We start from the raw sequence: 16,038 nt of genomic DNA on the forward strand, positions 1-16,038 counted from the left end.
GTCGGCTCACTCATTACTGCGCCGCCGGGCGGAAAAACGTCACACCCTCGCGGAAGTTTTTTTGAAACCGCTGGTCAGAGCCCTCTGAGCGAGCCTTCGACCACTCCGGACGGGGCCGTGCGGGTCAGAAGACCAGGCCGGTGGGGCGCACGGAGAGGGCGGAGGGCGGCGGCCGCCAGGAGACCGGGGGGCGGGCCGCCCCGGAGTCGCCGCCGTCACGGCCGTCGTCGTCACCGTCGCCCTCGCCGGAGCCGCCGTCTCCGCCGGTGCCGGTGCCCCCGCCGCTGCCGGAGTCGTCACCGGAACCACCGCTGCCGGTGCCGGCGGAGCCGCCCGGGCCACCGGGGCCGTTCTGCTGGACGACGGCCAGCACCTTGTCGCACAGGGTCCTGATGTGGGCCGCGCCCTTGGCCTCGGTGGCCAGCCGCTCCCGCCGGTCCCGGTCGAGACTGCCGTCCCGGTAGTCCCGGCAGTCCTCGGCGGTCCGCGCCAGCCAGCCCGCGCTCCAGCCGGAGGAACCGGACGGGCCGGAGGAGCCGGAGGAACCGGACGCGCCGGTGTCCGCGCCCGCGGAGTCGCCCGCGTCACCGCCGGGCCGGTCGCCCGGCTCGTCGTCACCGCCCCCGCCGTCCGTTCCCGGGTCCGGCCGGCCCGGCACGCGCTCCGTACCCGGCCCGGGCGTCGCCGACGCGGACGGCGGCACGCTCCCGGTGTCGCCGGGCGTACCGGACGCGGCGGCGCCGGGCTCCCCGGTCGACGCGCCCGGCTCGGGCACGTCCGGAGTGGCTGCGGCGGACACCGACGAGGCCGGCAACGGCCCGGCGTCACCGCCCAGGACCGGCAGCACACCGGTGCCGGCGCCCACGGCCACGCCGCCGACCGCCAGTCCGGCGACCGACGCGGCCAGGCCCCACCGCACGGGCCGCGCCCAGCGGGTGCGCCCGCCGGGACCGGACCGGTCGCGCGCCGTGCCGGGTCCCGTCCCGCGCGGGGCGGAGGCCGCCGGCATCGCGGCGCGCGTCCCGGACGCCCGCTCCGCGCGCGCGGCCCGGAAGGCCGCCAGCGCGGCCTCCTCGCCGGGCAGTCCGCCGGGGGCGGGGTCGCCGGCGGCGCGCAGGGCGTCCAGCGCCCGCGCCACCTTCCGGGCCCGCTCCCGCGCGTGATCGTCGACGGGGCCGACCGCTTCACCCCGCAGCAGGTTCTCCGCCGCGTCCTGGTCGAGCCATGCGTCCCGCTCGTCGGCCATCACATGTCCTTCTGCGTCCGCGAGCGCCATTGCGTCACACCGGCACGCACGGCGGAACCCGGGCGGCGCACCGGCTGTGGCGGTACGGCGCTGAGCGCGGTGGCAGGGATTCCGGCCGGTTCGTCCCCGTGGGCGGCGTCGGCGTCCAGCAGCTCGGCCAGCCGCTTCAGTCCCCGGTGGGCGGCGGTGCGCACGGCGCCGGGCCGCTTGCCCAGCGTCTTGGCGGCGCTCTTCGCGTCCAGCCCGACGACCACGCGCAGGATCACGGCCTCGGCCTGGTCCTGGGGGAGCTGCCTGATGAGGTCCATGGTGCGGCCGGTCGACAGGGCCTCCATGGCCTCGTCCGCCGTGTCGGACTCGGCAGGCTTTTCGGTGAGCTCCGTCTCGTCCCCGCCGACCGCGGGGCGCCTGCCCCGCATGCGCAGGTGGTCGAGGGCGCGGTTGCGGGCGATACGGGCCGCCCAGCCGCGGAAGCGGTCGGCGTCCCCACTGAACCGGTCGAGGTCGCGGGATATCTGGAGCCACGACTCGGACGCGACGTCCTCCGCGTCGGCGTCGCCGACCAGCGTGCGTATGTAGCCGAGCAGCCGCGGGTGCACGGCGCGGTACACAGCACGGAAGGCGTCCTCGTCCCCGTCCTGCGCCGCGAGCACCGCGGTGGTCAGCTCCGCGTCGTCCCCCAGCACTCCCACTACCTGTTCGTCATCGCGGCTGGTCACCGCCGTTGTCACGCCCGGCGCGCAGCAGCACGCTACGTGGTCGTCCGGCATCCCGTCCACGTCTTGTACAGCTTGCAACATCACACTGACCGAGAGCGGTGTGACAGAAAACGCACCCGCGGCGCTGTTAGGAGTACGGGGCCGTACCACGGACCCGTGGACGGCGACCGGGGCCTCTCCTGTGGGGGGTGGCGGCCCCGGTCGTCCTCCGCTCCGGACGTACGTGCGGGTCACGGTTTCCCGTCCGGGCCGCCGGCCCCCTGCCGGCCGCCCTGCCCACCGGAGCCGCCGGCGGCCCCGTCGCCGCTCTTCCCGCCGCTCGCGCCGCCGGTCCCGCCGGAGTGCTTCGCGCCGGAGCCGTTTCCGCCGGCGCCCTTCGCGCCGGAACCCTTCGCGCCGGAGCCGTGGCCCGGCTTCCCGGCGGTCTTCTTCCCGCCGGTCTTCCCTCCGGCAGCCTTGACCGGCTTCCGGTCGGCACCCTGGCCGGGCTTTCCGCCCGCGCCCTCGCCGGGCTTCCGGCCGGTCGTGTGGCCCGTCTCACCGCCGCCCTGTCCCGGGTGCGCACCCGGTTTCCGGCCCTCGGTGGGGCCGTTACCGTCCGGCCGGTGACCGCCCTTCGACGGGGAGTGATCCGGTCCGGACGGCCCGCCGGTCCTCCCGGTGCCCTTCCGCCCGTCCTCGTCCCCGTCACCGTGCCGGCCGGCGCCCTTGCCCTTGCCCTTTTCCCTGGCCTCGTCGTCCTGCCCCGAGGCGCCGGCGGGGCCCGTGCCGGCCGCCGGCGAACCGGCCGGCCGGGACGCCGGGCCGGGCCGGGCGCCGGGCCGCTCCGTGAGCGGCGACGGGGACGTGCCACCGGTCGGGGACACGACCGACGGCCGCGGCCCCGGCACCGCCCCGCCCTCCCCACCGCCGAACGGCGAGGGGATCGCCCCGGTCTGCGCCGCCATCGCGACACCGCCCAGCAGTACCGTCGCCGCGAGCCCCATCGCGGCGGTCCGCACCGTACGCCGCCGGTGCCGCATCCCGGCCGGCCGCCAGTCGTCGCGCCGCCGGGTCCGGCGCGCCGCGTGCGCGCCCTCGTCCCTGGCCGCCCGGAACGCCGCGACCGCCCGCTCCTCGCGGGCCGGGTCGACCTCGCCGTCCCGTACGACCGCCGCCAGCAGCGCGGCCGACACCGCGCCGGCGGCGTCCATCGCGTCACCGTCCGGGGCGTCACCGCCCCGCGGCCTCCTGTCCTTGCTCATCCCCTAGCTCCGCCCTGCGCCAGTCGCCCGGCGAGTTTTCTCAGTCCTCGGTACGCGGCGGTGCGCACCGCTCCGGGCCGCTTGCCCAGCACGCGCGCCGTCGCCCGGCCGTCCAGACCCACGACGACACGCAGGAGCACCGCTTCGGCCTGCTCGCGCGGCAGCCCGCGGATCATCGCGAGCGCCTGCTCCGTCGACAGGCTCTCCAGCGCCGCCGCGGCGGTGTCCTGACCGTCCGGCAGATCCAGTACGTCCTGTTCGATTAAAGCGGTACGGGGGCTCCGCTTCTGTTTGCGCAGGTGGTCGAGCGCCCGGTGGCGGGCGATGGTCGCCGTCCAGCCGCGGAAGCCGGCGCCGTCGCCCCGGAAGCGCCCGAGGTCCCTGGCGATCTCCAGCCAGGCCTCGGCGGTCACGTCCTCCGCGTCGTCGCCGACCAGCCCGCGCACATAGCCGAGCAGCCCCGGGTGGACCAGCCGGTACGCCCGCGCGAACGCGGCCTCGTCCCCCTGCTGGGCGCGCTCGACGGCAGCGCCGAGTTCCGTGTCGTACGCCCCCACACTGCCCTCTTCGCGCCGCCCGTCACACTTCCCCTGTACTGCTCTGCGTCCGCCGACGCGAAAGTGTCACACCCCGTCAGTCTCCCGCCACCGCCGCGTGCCAGCGCCAGGAGGCCGGCCGCTCCCGGCCCGGGAGGTCACCGCGGCCGGTCGCCCACAGCAGGGTGGGCCAGGCGGGGGTGTCCGCCGGCGCGTCGGGGAAGAGCCGCGCCAGCGCGCGGCGGCAGAGGCCGGGCGCGGGCTCCCAGGGCAGACCGAGCCCCTGGGCGATGTCGTACCCGTGCACCAGGGTCTCGACGACGCCCATGGCGGCGAAGCCCTCGGCGTCGGACACGCCGTACACGTGGTGGGCCCGGGCCTCCGGCGGGGTGACCCGCGCCATCGCGGCCAGCATCGCCCCGCACGCCTCCAGCACCTGGAGCAGCCCGGCCACCCCGGCCTTCCGGTCCGCGTAGGTCACGTTGGCCGGCCCGCCCGGACGGCGCGGCTCCCAGAGGAAGGGCACGTCGCCGTCGAGCGGTGGCCGCTCGGGGCCGAGCTGGGCGGCGTACGCGAACAGGTCGTCGGCCAGGTGCTCGGCGGTCTCCCAGCAGGTCCACTCCAGGGACCCGGCAGGGGCGTCCCAGTCGGACGCGCTCTCCGCCGGGCGGAAAGTGTCCACCGCCAGGCGCACCGCGCTCCGCACGTCCTCGGCGGTGACGGGGGCGGTGCCGGCGCCGGCCGGTCCTTCGGTGCTCATGGTGCTCCTCGCCGCACGACAGCAGTTCCGCCGAGCCCCTCCGCGCGGGCCCCGCGCCCGCAGTTTCGCACGGCGGCCGCCGGGCCCGCCGGTCGATTCCGGTGTCCCGCCCGGGGGTGCCCACCGCCCGGTGCTCCGGGCGCCGTGGTCACCGGACGGGCTCGGCCCAGGCGGCGTACGCGAGGACCGTCTCGCCGTCCGCCACGTCCAGGCGGGCCCGCGGGCCGTAGTGGACGCGGTAGACGAGCCCCTCGATCTCGACCAGCCCGCACTCCGTACCGCCCGCCGCCGGCTCCCGGAAGCCCGGGCTCTCCGTCACGTCCCACCCGGCCTCGCGGGCCAGGAACACCCACTCCTGGTAGGCCTCCTCGTTGCCGCCGGCGTCCGGGTCGGTGTCGCCCACCCGGACGAGGATCTGCACGGGATCCACTCGCCGCCCCTGCGCCATCGCCGCCGACCTCCCGCCGCTCCGGGGCTCTGCACCACCTGTGGCGACGAGTCCCCCGTCGAGCGCGGTCGGAACACCTCCCTAGGCGGCGTCCTCGGGGAGACCCTCTTCGAGGCCCTCTTCGGAGAGGTCGCTCTCGGCGAATTCCTCGTCCTGCATCATGGCGCCGGCGAAGCCGCCGAGGAGCTCCTCCAGGTCCAGCTCGGTGGCTCCGGCCGGGGCCGTGGGCTTGGTGCCCCCGCCCATCTTCAGCACCAGGCCGAACTTCTTGACCTTGGCGTTCTCGGCCAGCTTGGCGAGGTCGACGTACACCTCGGTCAGCTCACCGTTCTTGAGCGTGAAGTCGGCCGAGACCTTGGTGTCGGGGGCTTCCTTCAGGTCGCTGTCCGACGGCAGCTCCATGCCGGGCGGCAGGTCCTTCGCGAGCGGACGGATCTCGCCGAGCAGCTCCGTGATCAGCGTCCGGAACGGGGCCGTGGCGGTGATGTGCTCGGTGCCGTCCTCGCCGCCGGCGGTCTTGAAGTCGACCTCTCGGGCGATGACCTCGCGCACGGCCTCCAAGAGCTTCTTCTGGGTCTTGGCGTCCAGGGAAGGCTCGGGCGACGGCTTGGTGCCGGGCGCCTGGCCCATCTCCTGGCCGGCCTTCTCCATCTCCTCGGTGTTGAACCTGACCCACTCGCCCTCCATCGCCTTCTTGAGGCCCGCGGCCTCCGGAGGCAGCTCGTCGGCGGGCGGCATCGGGAAGGCCATCGCCTTGCTGAGGGCTTCGACGTCGGACCGGATGTAGGTGTAGTCGCCGACGACCCGGTACTCGACGAGGTCGCCGTCGGGGTTGCTGACCTTCATGGCCATACCGACGAGGTCCTTCTCCTCGGACTCGTCGATCGGCTTCTTCGACTCCACCGTGACGCTGATCTTCGCGCCGCTGATCAGCTCGGCGGCCTCGTCGGGAATCTCCTCGCCGGGCTCCGGGTCGGACTCGGCGTCCAGCTGCTTGAGGGTCTTGGCGTCGACATCCAGGTCCAGCTCGAAGGAGAGCGACTTCTCCTTGCCCAGCTTCTCGAAGGCCTGGTCCAGCTTCTTCCCGGCGGAGAGCTGCTCCACCGTGCCGCAGGCGGCCGAGCCCGCCAGGACGGCGCCGACGACTGCGGTGGCGGTGAGGGTCTTGCGTATGGCGGTGATGATGGTCTCCTCGTAGGTCCGATCACTGCGTGACCGTTCAGGAGACTCACAACTCCCCCACAGGGTTGCCCTGCTGTCGCGTTCCGGGTGTCATTCCCCGTCGAACCACGGTCTGCCCGCGGCCCAGTGGGCCACCCACGCGGCGAACCCCCCGCCGGCCGGTCCGGGGGCGTGACGGGGCTCCGCCGTGGCGGGTTCCGCCGTGGCGGGCTGTGCGGCGGGCCGCGCGGCGAAGGGGACCGCGCCCTCGCCGCTGATGTGCCAGACACTCCCGCGTCCGGGTCCGGTGATGACGAGGTGCCAGTACATGCCGCACCCGTCCGTCCCGAGGACGAGTGAGCCGTGGTCGAAGACCCGGTCGACGAGCGGCTCGATCTCCTCCTCGGGCCGTTCGTCGTCCTCCCAGGACCAGGCCTCGGTCAGCGGGAAGGGCCGGGAGAGGTCCCGCTCGGGCCGGTCGTCGCCCCAGCAGGCGGGCAGTTCGGCGAGCGCGGTCATCCCGTAGTCCGGCGGCCCGGCGGGCGAGCCGTCGGCCACCTCGGCGACGCACGTGCGGTACGGCTCGGGCAGGACGACCCCGTGCTCCGCCTCGAAGGCATGCACGGCCGCCCATCCCAGGGCCGGCGCGCCGCCGTCGCCCGCGCCGAAGGCCGCGCGGAGGAGGGCGAGGTCGGCCGGATCGGGCCGCTCGGCGTGCGGGGGCCGCTCGGCGCGTACGGACTGCTCGGCGCGTAGGGACTGGTCGGCCGGTACGGCCCGTTCGGTGTTCATGGCGCCCATGGATACCAGCCGGGTGTGACAGCGGGATCCGGCCGGCCACGCCGCGTCCGCCCGGTCAGGCGCCGCGTTCGCGCCGTGAGACCACGGCCCGCAGCACCCGCCGGCCCTCGGCCGCGGCGTCGAGCACCGGGCGGAGGCCGACGGGCCGGCCGTCCGCCGGGGCGTCCGCGAGGAGCTCCAGGACCTGGACCTGCCGCCGTTCCTCGGCGTCCAGCAGCGGTCCGCCGCCGAGCCGCCGGTGCAGCTCCAGCGCGGCGCCCGAGCAGGAGCCGGCCCAGACGCGCAGCGCCGCCGCGTCCCAGGCGGCCGGGGCGGCGGCCAGCATGGCGCGTACGGGTGCGGCGGCGTCCCCGCCTGCGTCGGCGGCCACCGCGGCGCGGACCTCCTCCAGCCGGCCGGTCCAGCCCGCCCCGCCCTCGGCCACGCTGCACCACAGCGGGCGCAGCAGGTCGTCGGGCGCGGGGCCGAGCAGGGGGAGGCAGCGGTCGAGGCAGGCGAGCGCGGCGGCGGCCAGCCCCCGTTCGCCTGCCCGGGCGATCAGTTCCTGCGCGCTCTGACTCATGGACGTCTCCCGTCGCGGACGCGGTACTCCCCTTACTGCGCCGCCTGGCCGGAATTCGTCACTCCGTGTGGCGGGAACCCATCGGTTGGGCGACGACGGGCACGGGCACGCCCAGCGCCTTGGTGTGCTGCATCGCCGTCAGCCGGCGGACGACGAGGACGGCGCACACGGCCGCCGCGACGCTCAGGGAGTCGGCGGCCACCATCAGCCGCGCGGCGGCCACGAGCCGCTCGGGCGAGTCCGCCTTGTCGTACGCCATCGCGGCCGCCCGCCCGACGAAGACCGTCAGGAGCCACAGCGCCCACCACACGTTCACCACGGTGGCCGGCTCCTCATCCGCATGGACGCCGTACGGGGCGCGCCCGCTCGCCCGCCAGCTCTCGCGGACGATCCGGCGCGGCATCCAGAGGTTGACCACCGGGACGAACCAGCCTCCGATCGCCCAGCCCGCGCCGCTGGTCGGGATGCCGGGGGCGAGCACGGCGGCGTTCACCCGTACCCGGTGGAGCCACACGACGAAGACGACGGCGGTGGCGACCAGCGTCAGCACCTGGGCCCGTCCGGCCGTGGTCATCAGCAGGTCGGCCCGCTCGGCCCGGACCTCCGCGCCGTCCCACCCGCCCGCCGCCACGTCGCTCATGAACCCGTACAGACGGAGGTCGGCGAACACCGCGAACAGGTCCGCGGCGATCACGGCGCACAGCAGGGTGACGACGGCGTGCCCGAGCCCCACGGGTGACCGGAGGAGGGGACCGCCGCCGCCGGCCGGCACCGGCGCGGGGCTCACCGGCGGTACGGAACCGGCCGCCGGCGCCGGCCGGGGCGCCGCGCCGGGCGCCGTCGCGGCGCAGTCGCCGCAGCGGCCTTCCTCGGTCGGAACCGCATGGGTTCCGCAGTGCACGCACGACATGGACCGATTGCCCCCCCGGACGACGGACGCCCCTCCCCCGGGGCGTCAGGTGCGCGGCCGGCCTCGGCCGCCCGCGCACCGTACCTCAGCCGCCGCCCAGCCGGTTCGCCAGTGCGCGGAAGTCGTCCCAGGTCAGCCGGGGCTTGGCCGGGTCCCAGAGCTTCTGGGCCGTCGCCCGCAGGGGCATCCGGATGCCGGCGGCCACCTGGGCGGGGGTCTGCGCGCCGGCCAGGTCGCACCAGACGGCGAACCGGCCGCCGAGGATCTGGTCCGCGTACCGGGCGGGCACCGCCGAGGAGCCGCGCAGCACCAGCGGCGTCCACTCCTGGTAGATGCGGCGGCCGGTGGGGTACGTGAACTGGTTCGGCTCGCCGAGCACGTAATAGAGGTACTCGTCGTTGAGGTTCACCACCCGGCGGCCCTCGCGCAGGTACTGCACGGGTTCGCGCGCGCCGATCTCCTTGCCGGTCCAGTACTCGACTTCGATGTCCTTGCCGGCGTCCACCACGCCCCCGGCGAAGAAGCCGTCGTTCCAGGCCTTGGCCCTCTTGCCCGCCGCGCCCACCACGGCCGCGCGGTCGTTCAGCCAGCCGGTCGCCAGGTCCTCGACGCCGGCGCCCGGCCCGTACCGCTCGCGGGCCGCCCGGGCGAGCTGCGGGTAGGAGGCGGCCGGGTCGCGCACGGTCAGCGCCTGGTACTCGTCGGCGCCGACGTGGAACCACCGGCCGGGGAACAGCGCGGCGTACTCCCGCAGCAGGTCGTCGACGATCCGTGCCGCCGCGGGCCGCGAGATGTCGATGGCGCCCTGCCGGGGCGTGCCCTGGACGTTGAGCAGCCGCAGCTCGGGGTGCGCCCGCAGGACGGCGCCGAGGTGCCCGGGCGAGTCGATCTCGGGGACGACGGTGATGTGCAGCCGGGCGGCGAGGGCCAGGATGCGGCGGACCTCGGCCTTGGTCAGGTGCTCGCGGGAGACGACCTCGGGGTGCGAGGCGGACTGGATGCGGAAGGCCTGGTCGTCGGAGAAGTGCAGGCCGAGCTGGTTGAGCTTGAGGTCGGCCATGTCGCGCAGCCGGTCCTCGATCCAGGCCGCGCTGAAGTGCTTGCGGGCGATGTCGAGGTTCAGGCCGCGCTGCGGCTTGCCGGGCCGGTCGCGGACGACGCCCTCCGGCACAATCCCGCCGGAGCGGAGGGCCTGTTTGACGGTGCGGGTGCCGTAGAAGACGCCGGCCTCGTCGGGGCCGGATATCCGGACCCGTCCGCCGCGGGTGGTGAGGGTGTACGACTCGGGGCCGCCGGCCTGCCCGGTGTTCAGGGCCAGCTCGATGTCGCCCGGGCGGGCCGGCGCCTCGCCGCGGTAGGCGGTCCCCAGCTCGCCGGCGAGGAGCCCGGCCTCGTCCGCGAGGGCGCCGCTGCCCTTGGCGACGACGACCGCGCTGCCCCGGCCGGGGCGCCAGCCGGGTCCGCGGGCGGGTTCGTGGTCGCGTACGGAGGGGATGGTGCGGGGCCACGTGGAGACCGGATACGTCCGTGTGGGTGATGGCGTGGGCGACGGCGTGGTCGATGCCTCGGGGGTCGGTGCCGTGGTCGCGGGGGTGGTGGCGGTGCCGGGCGCCGCCGTGCCCGGGTCGCCGCCGGCGTCCCCTCCGCAGCCCGCGACCGTGAGGGCGAGGGCCACGGCCGCGACGAGTCCCCCTGTGCAGTGCCGGTTCACGCGCTTACCTCCGTCCATGGGTGTCCATGGCTGTACGGAAACTCTCCCTTCCGAGTGAACTTCTCGCATCTCCCGTACGGCACACGCTCACCCTGGGTAATGTTGTGCCCCTTCCCTCACACCATCCGCACATCTCCCGCTGCCCTTGTCGAGGAGCCCACGATGGCCGGCGATCCCACCGCAGGTGCCCCGAAGCGACCGCCCGCCCTCCCGGCGAGGGCCGGGATGCCCGGCGCGGCTCCCGCCGGCACGGCCGGGGCCCGTCCGCGACACGCCCGGGCCATACCTGCCCAGGGGCACGGGGGCCACGCCCCGGAGAGCCTGGCGCTGTTCAACGCGGCGCCCGCCGGTGCCGCCGAGGCAGCGCTGCTGGCCTGCTGCGGCAGCCGCCACTGGGCGCGGACGATCGCCGCCCACCGCCCCTACCCGACGCTGGACGCCCTGCTCGCCGCCGCCGACGAGGCGGGGTACGACCTGGCCGGCGCCGATCTGGACGAGGCGCTGGCCGACGAGACGTCGGCGGGCCTGCCGCCCGGCACCCCCTCGGCCGCGCTCACCGCGTGGGAGGCCGCGCACACGGAGTACGAGAGCCGCTTCCACCACGCGTTCGTGATCTGCCTGGACGGCCACCGGCCCGAGGAGCAGCTCAACCATGCGCTGTCGGCCATCCACACCCGGATGAGCCACCCCCCGGAGAAGGAGCGCGCGATCGCCGCCGACGAGCTGCGCCGTCTGGCTCGTGCCCGTTTGTCCCGTCTGATCGGACGGGCCGACCCCCCGGGTAGCCCGTCCGTGCCTGTTTGATCACACCTGAGGACCCCGCGCGAGGGATCCGACAAGTCGTCGCTACGATGACCGGGGCCGGTGGACCGTACCCGGCCGGGTCAGACCGACATCGAAGCCGGCCGACCCTGATCCCCGCTCCCGGAGGGTTTTTCCGTGCCGGCTGGAACGCTGTACCGCGGCCGGGAAGGCATGTGGTCGTGGGTGGCTCATCGAGTCACCGGCGTCCTCATCTTCTTCTTCCTGTTCGTACACGTGCTGGACACCGCTCTCGTCCGCGTCTCTCCCGAGGCCTACGACGAGGTCGTCGCCACCTACAAGACGCCGATCGTCGCGCTGCTGGAGTACGGCCTCGTGGCCGCCATCCTCTTCCACGCGCTCAACGGCCTTCGTGTGATCGCCGTGGACTTCTGGTCCAAGGGCCCGCGCTACCAGAAGCAGATGCTCTGGTCCGTGATGGCCATCTGGTTCGTCCTGATGGTGGGCGCTCTCTACCCCGTCCTCGGCCACGCCGTACGCGAAGTGTTCGGGAGCTGATGTCCGAGATGTCCACTGACCTCACCAAGTCCGCCGTCGGCCCGGTCGAGGGCGCGAGCCTGTACGACGTCGACAACCCGGCTCCGTACATCGAGCCGCCCCGCAAGCGGACGGGGAAGACCCCGAAGTCGACCCGCGGCAACTTCGAGATGGCCGCGTGGCTCTTCATGCGCCTGTCCGGCATCGTGCTGGTCGTCCTCGTCATCGGCCACCTGCTCATCCAGCTCGTGCTGGACGGCGGCGTCTCCAAGATCGGCTTCGCCTTCGTGGCGGGCCGGTGGGCGTCCCCGTTCTGGCAGGTCTGGGACCTGCTGATGCTGTGGCTGGCGATGCTGCACGGCGCCAACGGCCTGCGTACCGTGATCAACGACTACGCCGAGCGCCCGAACACGCGCCTGTGGCTCAAGGGCCTGCTGTACACCGCCACGGTGTTCACCATCCTTCTGGGCACGCTGGTGATCTTCACCTTCGACCCGAACATCCGCTAGGCACGGGGCTGAGGAAATCCGCATGAAGATCCACAAGTACGACACCGTCATCGTCGGCGCCGGTGGCGCGGGCATGCGCGCCGCCATCGAGGCGACGAAGCGCAGCCGTACCGCCGTGCTGACGAAGCTCTACCCCACCCGCTCCCACACGGGCGCCGCGCAGGGCGGCATGGCCGCCGCGCTGGCGAACGTGGAGGAGGACAACTGGGAGTGGCACACCTTCGACACGGTCAAGGGCGGTGACTACCTGGTCGACCAGGACGCCGCCGAGATCCTGGCGAAGGAGGCCATCGACGCCGTCCTCGACCTGGAGAAGATGGGCCTGCCGTTCAACCGGACCCCGGACGGCACCATCGACCAGCGCCGCTTCGGCGGCCACTCCCGCAACCACGGCGAGGCCCCGGTCCGCCGGTCCTGCTACGCCGCGGACCGCACCGGTCACATGATCCTCCAGACGCTGTACCAGAACTGCGTCAAGGAGGGCGTGGAGTTCTTCAACGAGTTCTACGTCCTGGACCAGCTCATCACCGAGGTCGACGGCGTCAAGAAGTCCGCCGGTGTGGTCGCCTACGAGCTGGCCACCGGCGAGATCCACGTCTTCCAGGCCAAGGCCGTGATCTACGCGTCCGGCGGCACCGGCAAGTTCTTCAAGGTGACCTCCAACGCGCACACCCTGACCGGTGACGGCCAGGCCGCCTGCTACCGGCGCGGTCTGCCGCTGGAGGACATGGAGTTCTTCCAGTTCCACCCGACGGGCATCTGGCGCATGGGCATCCTGCTGACGGAGGGCGCCCGCGGTGAGGGCGGCATCCTCCGCAACAAGGACGGCGAGCGCTTCATGGAGAAGTACGCGCCCGTCATGAAGGACCTGGCGTCGCGTGACGTCGTGTCGCGCTCCATCTACACGGAGATCCGCGAGGGCCGCGGCTGCGGTCCCGAGGGCGACCACGTCTACCTGGACCTGACCCACCTGCCGCCGGAGCAGCTCGACGCCAAGCTCCCGGACATCACCGAGTTCGCGCGGACGTACCTCGGCATCGAGCCCTACACGGACCCGATCCCGATCCAGCCCACCGCGCACTACGCCATGGGCGGCATCCCGACCAACGTCGAGGGTGAGGTCCTGTCGGACAACACCACCGTCGTGCCGGGTCTGTACGCGGCCGGCGAGGTCGCGTGCGTGTCGGTGCACGGCGCCAACCGCCTGGGCACCAACTCGCTGCTCGACATCAACGTCTTCGGCAAGCGCGCGGGCATCGCCGCCGCCGAGTACTCCGCCAAGGCCGACTACGTCGACCTGCCGGAGGACCCGGCCTCCTTCGTCAAGGAGCAGGTCGAGCGCCTGCGCAACTCCACCGGCAACGAGCGGGTCTCGGTGCTGCGCAAGGAGCTCCAGGAGACGATGGACGCCAACGTGATGGTGTTCCGCACCGAGCAGACGATCAAGACGGCGGTCGAGAAGATCGCCGAGCTGCGCGAGCGGTACAAGAACGTGTCCATCCAGGACAAGGGCAAGCGGTTCAACACGGACCTGCTGGAGGCCATCGAGCTGGGCAACCTGCTCGACCTGGCCGAGGTCATGGCCGTCTCGGCGCTCGCCCGCAAGGAGTCCCGCGGCGGTCACTACCGCGAGGACTACCCGAACCGCGACGACGTCAACTTCATGCGCCACACCATGGCGTACCGCGAGGTCGGCGCCGACGGCTCCGAGACCGTGCGTCTCGACTACAAGCCCGTCGTCCAGACCCGCTACCAGCCGATGGAGCGTAAGTACTGATGGCTACCCCTGTACTGGACAAGGTCGAGGCGGACTCCGCCGCCTCCCCGTACATCACGGTCACCTTCCGGATCCGCCGGTTCAACCCGGAGGTCTCGGACGAGGCGCAGTGGCAGGACTTCCAGATCGAGATCGACCCGAAGGAGCGTGTGCTCGACGGTCTCCACAAGATCAAGTGGGACGTCGACGGCTCGCTGACCTTCCGGCGGTCCTGCGCGCACGGCATCTGCGGCTCCGACGCGATGCGGATCAACGGCAAGAACAGGCTCGCCTGCAAGACGCTGATCAAGGACATCAACCCGGAGAAGCCCATCACGGTCGAGGCCATAAAGGGCCTGACGGTCCTCAAGGACCTGGTCGTGGACATGGAGCCGTTCTTCCAGGCGTACCGCGACGTGATGCCCTTCCTCGTCACCAAGGGCAACGAGCCGACGCGTGAGCGGCTCCAGTCCGCGGAGGACCGCGAGCGGTTCGACGACACCACCAAGTGCATCCTGTGCGCCGCGTGCACGTCGTCCTGCCCGGTGTTCTGGAACGACGGCCAGTACTTCGGTCCGGCCGCGATCGTCAACGCCCACCGCTTCATCTTCGACTCGCGCGACGAGGCCGGCGAGCAGCGGCTGGAGATCCTCAACGACAAGGACGGGGTGTGGCGCTGCCGCACCACGTTCAACTGCACGGACGCCTGCCCGCGCGGTATCGAGGTCACCAAGGCGATCCAGGAAGTGAAGCGCGCGCTGATCACGCGCCGCTTCTGAGCCTCCCGGCACGCCGCCGAAGGGCCCGTTCCCCCCGGGGGACGGGCCCTTCGGGCTGTCCGTCGCCCGTACCGGTGGTTTGGCCGAACTAGGTGTAGACCGGATGGATGCCTGAGGCATGTAGTGGGGATCGGCCATCCGACTCTTCGCTTGCGAGGCCCCCATGACGGAAGCCGTGGCGTTCCCCCAGGACCGCACGTGTCCCTACCACCCGCCCACCGCCTACGCACCGCTGCGCGAGGCGCGGCCGTTGTCCCGGATCACGCTCTACGACGGCCGCTCGGTCTGGGTCGTCACCGGGCACGCCGCCGCCCGGGCACTGCTGTCCGACCAGCGGCTGTCCACCGACTCGACGCACGAGTCCTTCCCCATCCCCACGGAACGCTTCGCGGCCGTGCGCAGCCGCCGCCGGGCGGCCCTGCTGGGGGTGGACGACCCGGAGCACAACCTCCAGCGGCGGATGCTGATCCCCAGCTTCACGCTCAAGCGCACGGCCGCCCTACGTCCGCGCATCCAGCGGACCGTGGACGACCTGGTCGACGCCATGGTGGCGCAGGGACCGCCGGCCGAGCTGGTGTCGGCCTTCGCCCTGCCGGTGCCCTCCATCGTGATCTGCGACCTGCTGGGGGTGCCCTACGCCGACCACGAGTTCTTCGAGTCGCAGTCGCGCCGGCTGCTGCGCGGCCCCACCGGGGCGGACACCGAGGACGCCCGCGACCAACTGGAGGGCTACCTCGGCGACCTGGTTGAGCGGAAACGCGACAAACCCGGGAACGGTGTCCTCGACGACCTCGTCGCCCAGCAGCTCGCCCACGGCCACCTCGACAAGCAACTGCTGGTGGAGCTGGCCACGATCCTGCTCGTCGCCGGTCACGAGACCACGGCCAACATGATCTCGCTCGGTACGTTCACGCTGCTCCGGCACCCGGAACAGCTGGCCGAGCTGAGGGCGGACCCGGCGCTGATGCCGGCCGCCGTGGAGGAGCTGCTGCGGTTCCTGTCGATCGCGGACGGGATGCTGCGGGTGGCGACGGAGGACATCGAGGTGGCGGGGGTGACCATCCGGGCGGACGAGGGCGTCGTCTTCTCGACGTCCGTCATCAACCGGGACACCTCCGCGTACGACGACCCCGACACCCTGGACTGGCACCGGTCGGCCCGCCACCACGTGGCGTTCGGCTTCGGCATCCACCAGTGCCTGGGGCAGAACCTGGCGCGGGCCGAGATGGAGATCGCGCTGGGGACGCTGTTCGCCCGGCTGCCGGGACTGCGGCTGGCGGCCCCGGCCGGGGAGATCCCCTTCAAGCCGGGGGACACGATCCAGGGGATGATCGAACTCCCCGTCACATGGTGAGGACAGGACGCATGGACATTCTGATCGACAGGGCCCTCTGCATCGGTGCCGGGCAGTGCGCCCTGACCGCGCCCGGCGTGTTCACCCAGGACGACGACGGCTTCGGCGAACTGCTGCCGGGCAGGGAGGACGGCGCCGGCAGCCCCCTGGCCCGCGAGGCGGCCCGGGCGTGCCCGGTGGGCGCGATCAAGGTCTCGCCCTAGGGAGTGTCCGGAAAGTGTCGGCGTCCGCCCGGAGGGCGGG

Annotated in this window: 18 protein-coding genes; 7 read left to right on the plus strand and 11 right to left on the minus strand. The window is 73.3% G+C overall.

Translation table 11 applies throughout. The features are described from left to right. Window positions 1-124 precede the first annotated feature (124 nt). The 11 genes from ACF068_RS03080 to ACF068_RS03130 all read right to left on the minus strand — a co-directional run bounded on the left by ACF068_RS03080 (window position 125) and on the right by ACF068_RS03130 (window position 10,116). Window positions 125-1,246: a hypothetical protein gene (locus tag ACF068_RS03080; RefSeq protein ID WP_392272395.1), complete on the minus strand. Its 1,122-nt coding sequence runs from the start codon at window positions 1,244-1,246 to the stop codon at window positions 125-127. Continuing rightward, a complete protein-coding gene (locus ACF068_RS03085) occupies window positions 1,246-1,932 on the minus strand; it encodes an RNA polymerase sigma factor (RefSeq protein ID WP_392272686.1) in 687 nt (228 codons plus the stop codon). The genes ACF068_RS03080 and ACF068_RS03085 overlap by 1 nt, the downstream gene beginning before the upstream one ends. 263 nt (window positions 1,933-2,195) lie before the next feature. Further along, on the minus strand, window positions 2,196-3,209 hold the full coding sequence (locus ACF068_RS03090; RefSeq protein ID WP_392272396.1) for a hypothetical protein: 1,014 nt from the start codon (window positions 3,207-3,209) through the stop codon (window positions 2,196-2,198). Then, window positions 3,206-3,766, minus strand: coding sequence for an RNA polymerase sigma factor (locus ACF068_RS03095; RefSeq protein ID WP_392272397.1), 561 nt, complete (start codon window positions 3,764-3,766; stop codon window positions 3,206-3,208). The genes ACF068_RS03090 and ACF068_RS03095 overlap by 4 nt, the downstream gene beginning before the upstream one ends. Window positions 3,767-3,842: 76 nt before the next feature. Further along, a complete protein-coding gene (locus ACF068_RS03100) occupies window positions 3,843-4,505 on the minus strand; it encodes a hypothetical protein (RefSeq protein WP_392272398.1) in 663 nt (220 codons plus the stop codon). A 148-nt stretch (window positions 4,506-4,653) separates the two neighbouring features. Beyond that, entirely contained in the window at window positions 4,654-4,935 is a 282-nt protein-coding gene (locus ACF068_RS03105) for a hypothetical protein (protein WP_392272399.1), read from the minus strand. A gap of 99 nt (window positions 4,936-5,034) precedes the next feature. Then, window positions 5,035-6,057, minus strand: coding sequence for a hypothetical protein (locus tag ACF068_RS03110; RefSeq protein ID WP_392272400.1), 1,023 nt, complete (start codon window positions 6,055-6,057; stop codon window positions 5,035-5,037). A gap of 168 nt (window positions 6,058-6,225) precedes the next feature. Continuing rightward, window positions 6,226-6,906 (minus strand): SMI1/KNR4 family protein, encoded by a 681-nt coding sequence (locus ACF068_RS03115; protein ID WP_392272401.1) that lies wholly within the window; start codon window positions 6,904-6,906, stop codon window positions 6,226-6,228. 64 nt (window positions 6,907-6,970) lie between these two features. Further along, window positions 6,971-7,477 carry a hypothetical protein gene (locus tag ACF068_RS03120; RefSeq protein WP_392272402.1) on the minus strand — a complete coding sequence of 169 codons (507 nt, stop codon included), beginning with the start codon at window positions 7,475-7,477 and terminating at the stop codon, window positions 6,971-6,973. A 58-nt stretch (window positions 7,478-7,535) separates the two neighbouring features. Further along, on the minus strand, window positions 7,536-8,264 hold the full coding sequence (locus tag ACF068_RS03125; RefSeq protein ID WP_392272403.1) for a DUF4328 domain-containing protein: 729 nt from the start codon (window positions 8,262-8,264) through the stop codon (window positions 7,536-7,538). A gap of 208 nt (window positions 8,265-8,472) precedes the next feature. Continuing rightward, window positions 8,473-10,116 carry a glycoside hydrolase family 20 protein gene (locus ACF068_RS03130; RefSeq protein ID WP_392272404.1) on the minus strand — a complete coding sequence of 548 codons (1,644 nt, stop codon included), beginning with the start codon at window positions 10,114-10,116 and terminating at the stop codon, window positions 8,473-8,475. A 144-nt stretch (window positions 10,117-10,260) separates the two neighbouring features. On the opposite strand from ACF068_RS03130, the gene ACF068_RS03135 reads away from it, so the two are divergent. From ACF068_RS03135 to ACF068_RS03165, 7 genes are all read left to right on the plus strand, one after another. After that, a complete protein-coding gene (locus ACF068_RS03135; RefSeq protein WP_392272405.1) occupies window positions 10,261-10,902 on the plus strand; it encodes a 2-oxo-4-hydroxy-4-carboxy-5-ureidoimidazoline decarboxylase in 642 nt (213 codons plus the stop codon). Window positions 10,903-11,037: 135 nt separating this feature from the next. Then, on the plus strand, window positions 11,038-11,418 hold the full coding sequence (sdhC, locus tag ACF068_RS03140) for a succinate dehydrogenase, cytochrome b556 subunit (protein ID WP_005313117.1): 381 nt from the start codon (window positions 11,038-11,040) through the stop codon (window positions 11,416-11,418). A gap of 8 nt (window positions 11,419-11,426) precedes the next feature. Continuing rightward, window positions 11,427-11,906, plus strand: coding sequence for a succinate dehydrogenase hydrophobic membrane anchor subunit (locus ACF068_RS03145; RefSeq protein WP_392272406.1), 480 nt, complete (start codon window positions 11,427-11,429; stop codon window positions 11,904-11,906). 22 nt (window positions 11,907-11,928) lie between these two features. Next, a complete protein-coding gene (gene sdhA, locus ACF068_RS03150; protein ID WP_392272407.1) occupies window positions 11,929-13,683 on the plus strand; it encodes a succinate dehydrogenase flavoprotein subunit in 1,755 nt (584 codons plus the stop codon). Continuing rightward, window positions 13,683-14,441 carry a succinate dehydrogenase iron-sulfur subunit gene (locus ACF068_RS03155; protein WP_392272408.1) on the plus strand — a complete coding sequence of 253 codons (759 nt, stop codon included), beginning with the start codon at window positions 13,683-13,685 and terminating at the stop codon, window positions 14,439-14,441. Before sdhA ends, ACF068_RS03155 begins: the two co-directional genes overlap by 1 nt. Before the next feature lie 163 nt (window positions 14,442-14,604). Further along, a complete protein-coding gene (locus ACF068_RS03160) occupies window positions 14,605-15,795 on the plus strand; it encodes a cytochrome P450 (protein ID WP_392272409.1) in 1,191 nt (396 codons plus the stop codon). Between the two features lie 11 nt (window positions 15,796-15,806). Then, window positions 15,807-15,998, plus strand: coding sequence for a ferredoxin (locus tag ACF068_RS03165; protein ID WP_392272410.1), 192 nt, complete (start codon window positions 15,807-15,809; stop codon window positions 15,996-15,998). The last annotated feature ends 40 nt before the right edge of the window (window positions 15,999-16,038 follow it).

The sequence above is a fragment of the Streptomyces sp. NPDC016309 genome, assembly GCF_043077235.1.
In the GTDB taxonomy this organism is placed as follows: domain Bacteria; phylum Actinomycetota; class Actinomycetes; order Streptomycetales; family Streptomycetaceae; genus Streptomyces.

What these genes read in the sequence shown, in the direction of transcription:
- ACF068_RS03115 (WP_392272401.1), bottom strand. Translation starts at nt 6,906, where the DNA reads ATGAACACCGAACGGGCCGTACCGGCCGACCAGTCCCTACGCGCCGAG.
- ACF068_RS03135 (WP_392272405.1), top strand. Translation starts at nt 10,261, where the DNA reads ATGGCCGGCGATCCCACCGCAGGTGCCCCGAAGCGACCGCCCGCCCTC.
- ACF068_RS03130 (WP_392272404.1), bottom strand. Translation starts at nt 10,116, where the DNA reads ATGGACGGAGGTAAGCGCGTGAACCGGCACTGCACAGGGGGACTCGTC.
- ACF068_RS03090 (WP_392272396.1), bottom strand. Translation starts at nt 3,209, where the DNA reads ATGAGCAAGGACAGGAGGCCGCGGGGCGGTGACGCCCCGGACGGTGAC.
- ACF068_RS03145 (WP_392272406.1), top strand. Translation starts at nt 11,427, where the DNA reads ATGTCCACTGACCTCACCAAGTCCGCCGTCGGCCCGGTCGAGGGCGCG.
- ACF068_RS03165 (WP_392272410.1), top strand. Translation starts at nt 15,807, where the DNA reads ATGGACATTCTGATCGACAGGGCCCTCTGCATCGGTGCCGGGCAGTGC.
- sdhA (WP_392272407.1), top strand. Translation starts at nt 11,929, where the DNA reads ATGAAGATCCACAAGTACGACACCGTCATCGTCGGCGCCGGTGGCGCG.
- ACF068_RS03100 (WP_392272398.1), bottom strand. Translation starts at nt 4,505, where the DNA reads ATGAGCACCGAAGGACCGGCCGGCGCCGGCACCGCCCCCGTCACCGCC.
- ACF068_RS03160 (WP_392272409.1), top strand. Translation starts at nt 14,605, where the DNA reads ATGACGGAAGCCGTGGCGTTCCCCCAGGACCGCACGTGTCCCTACCAC.
- ACF068_RS03080 (WP_392272395.1), bottom strand. Translation starts at nt 1,246, where the DNA reads ATGGCCGACGAGCGGGACGCATGGCTCGACCAGGACGCGGCGGAGAAC.
- ACF068_RS03155 (WP_392272408.1), top strand. Translation starts at nt 13,683, where the DNA reads ATGGCTACCCCTGTACTGGACAAGGTCGAGGCGGACTCCGCCGCCTCC.
- ACF068_RS03120 (WP_392272402.1), bottom strand. Translation starts at nt 7,477, where the DNA reads ATGAGTCAGAGCGCGCAGGAACTGATCGCCCGGGCAGGCGAACGGGGG.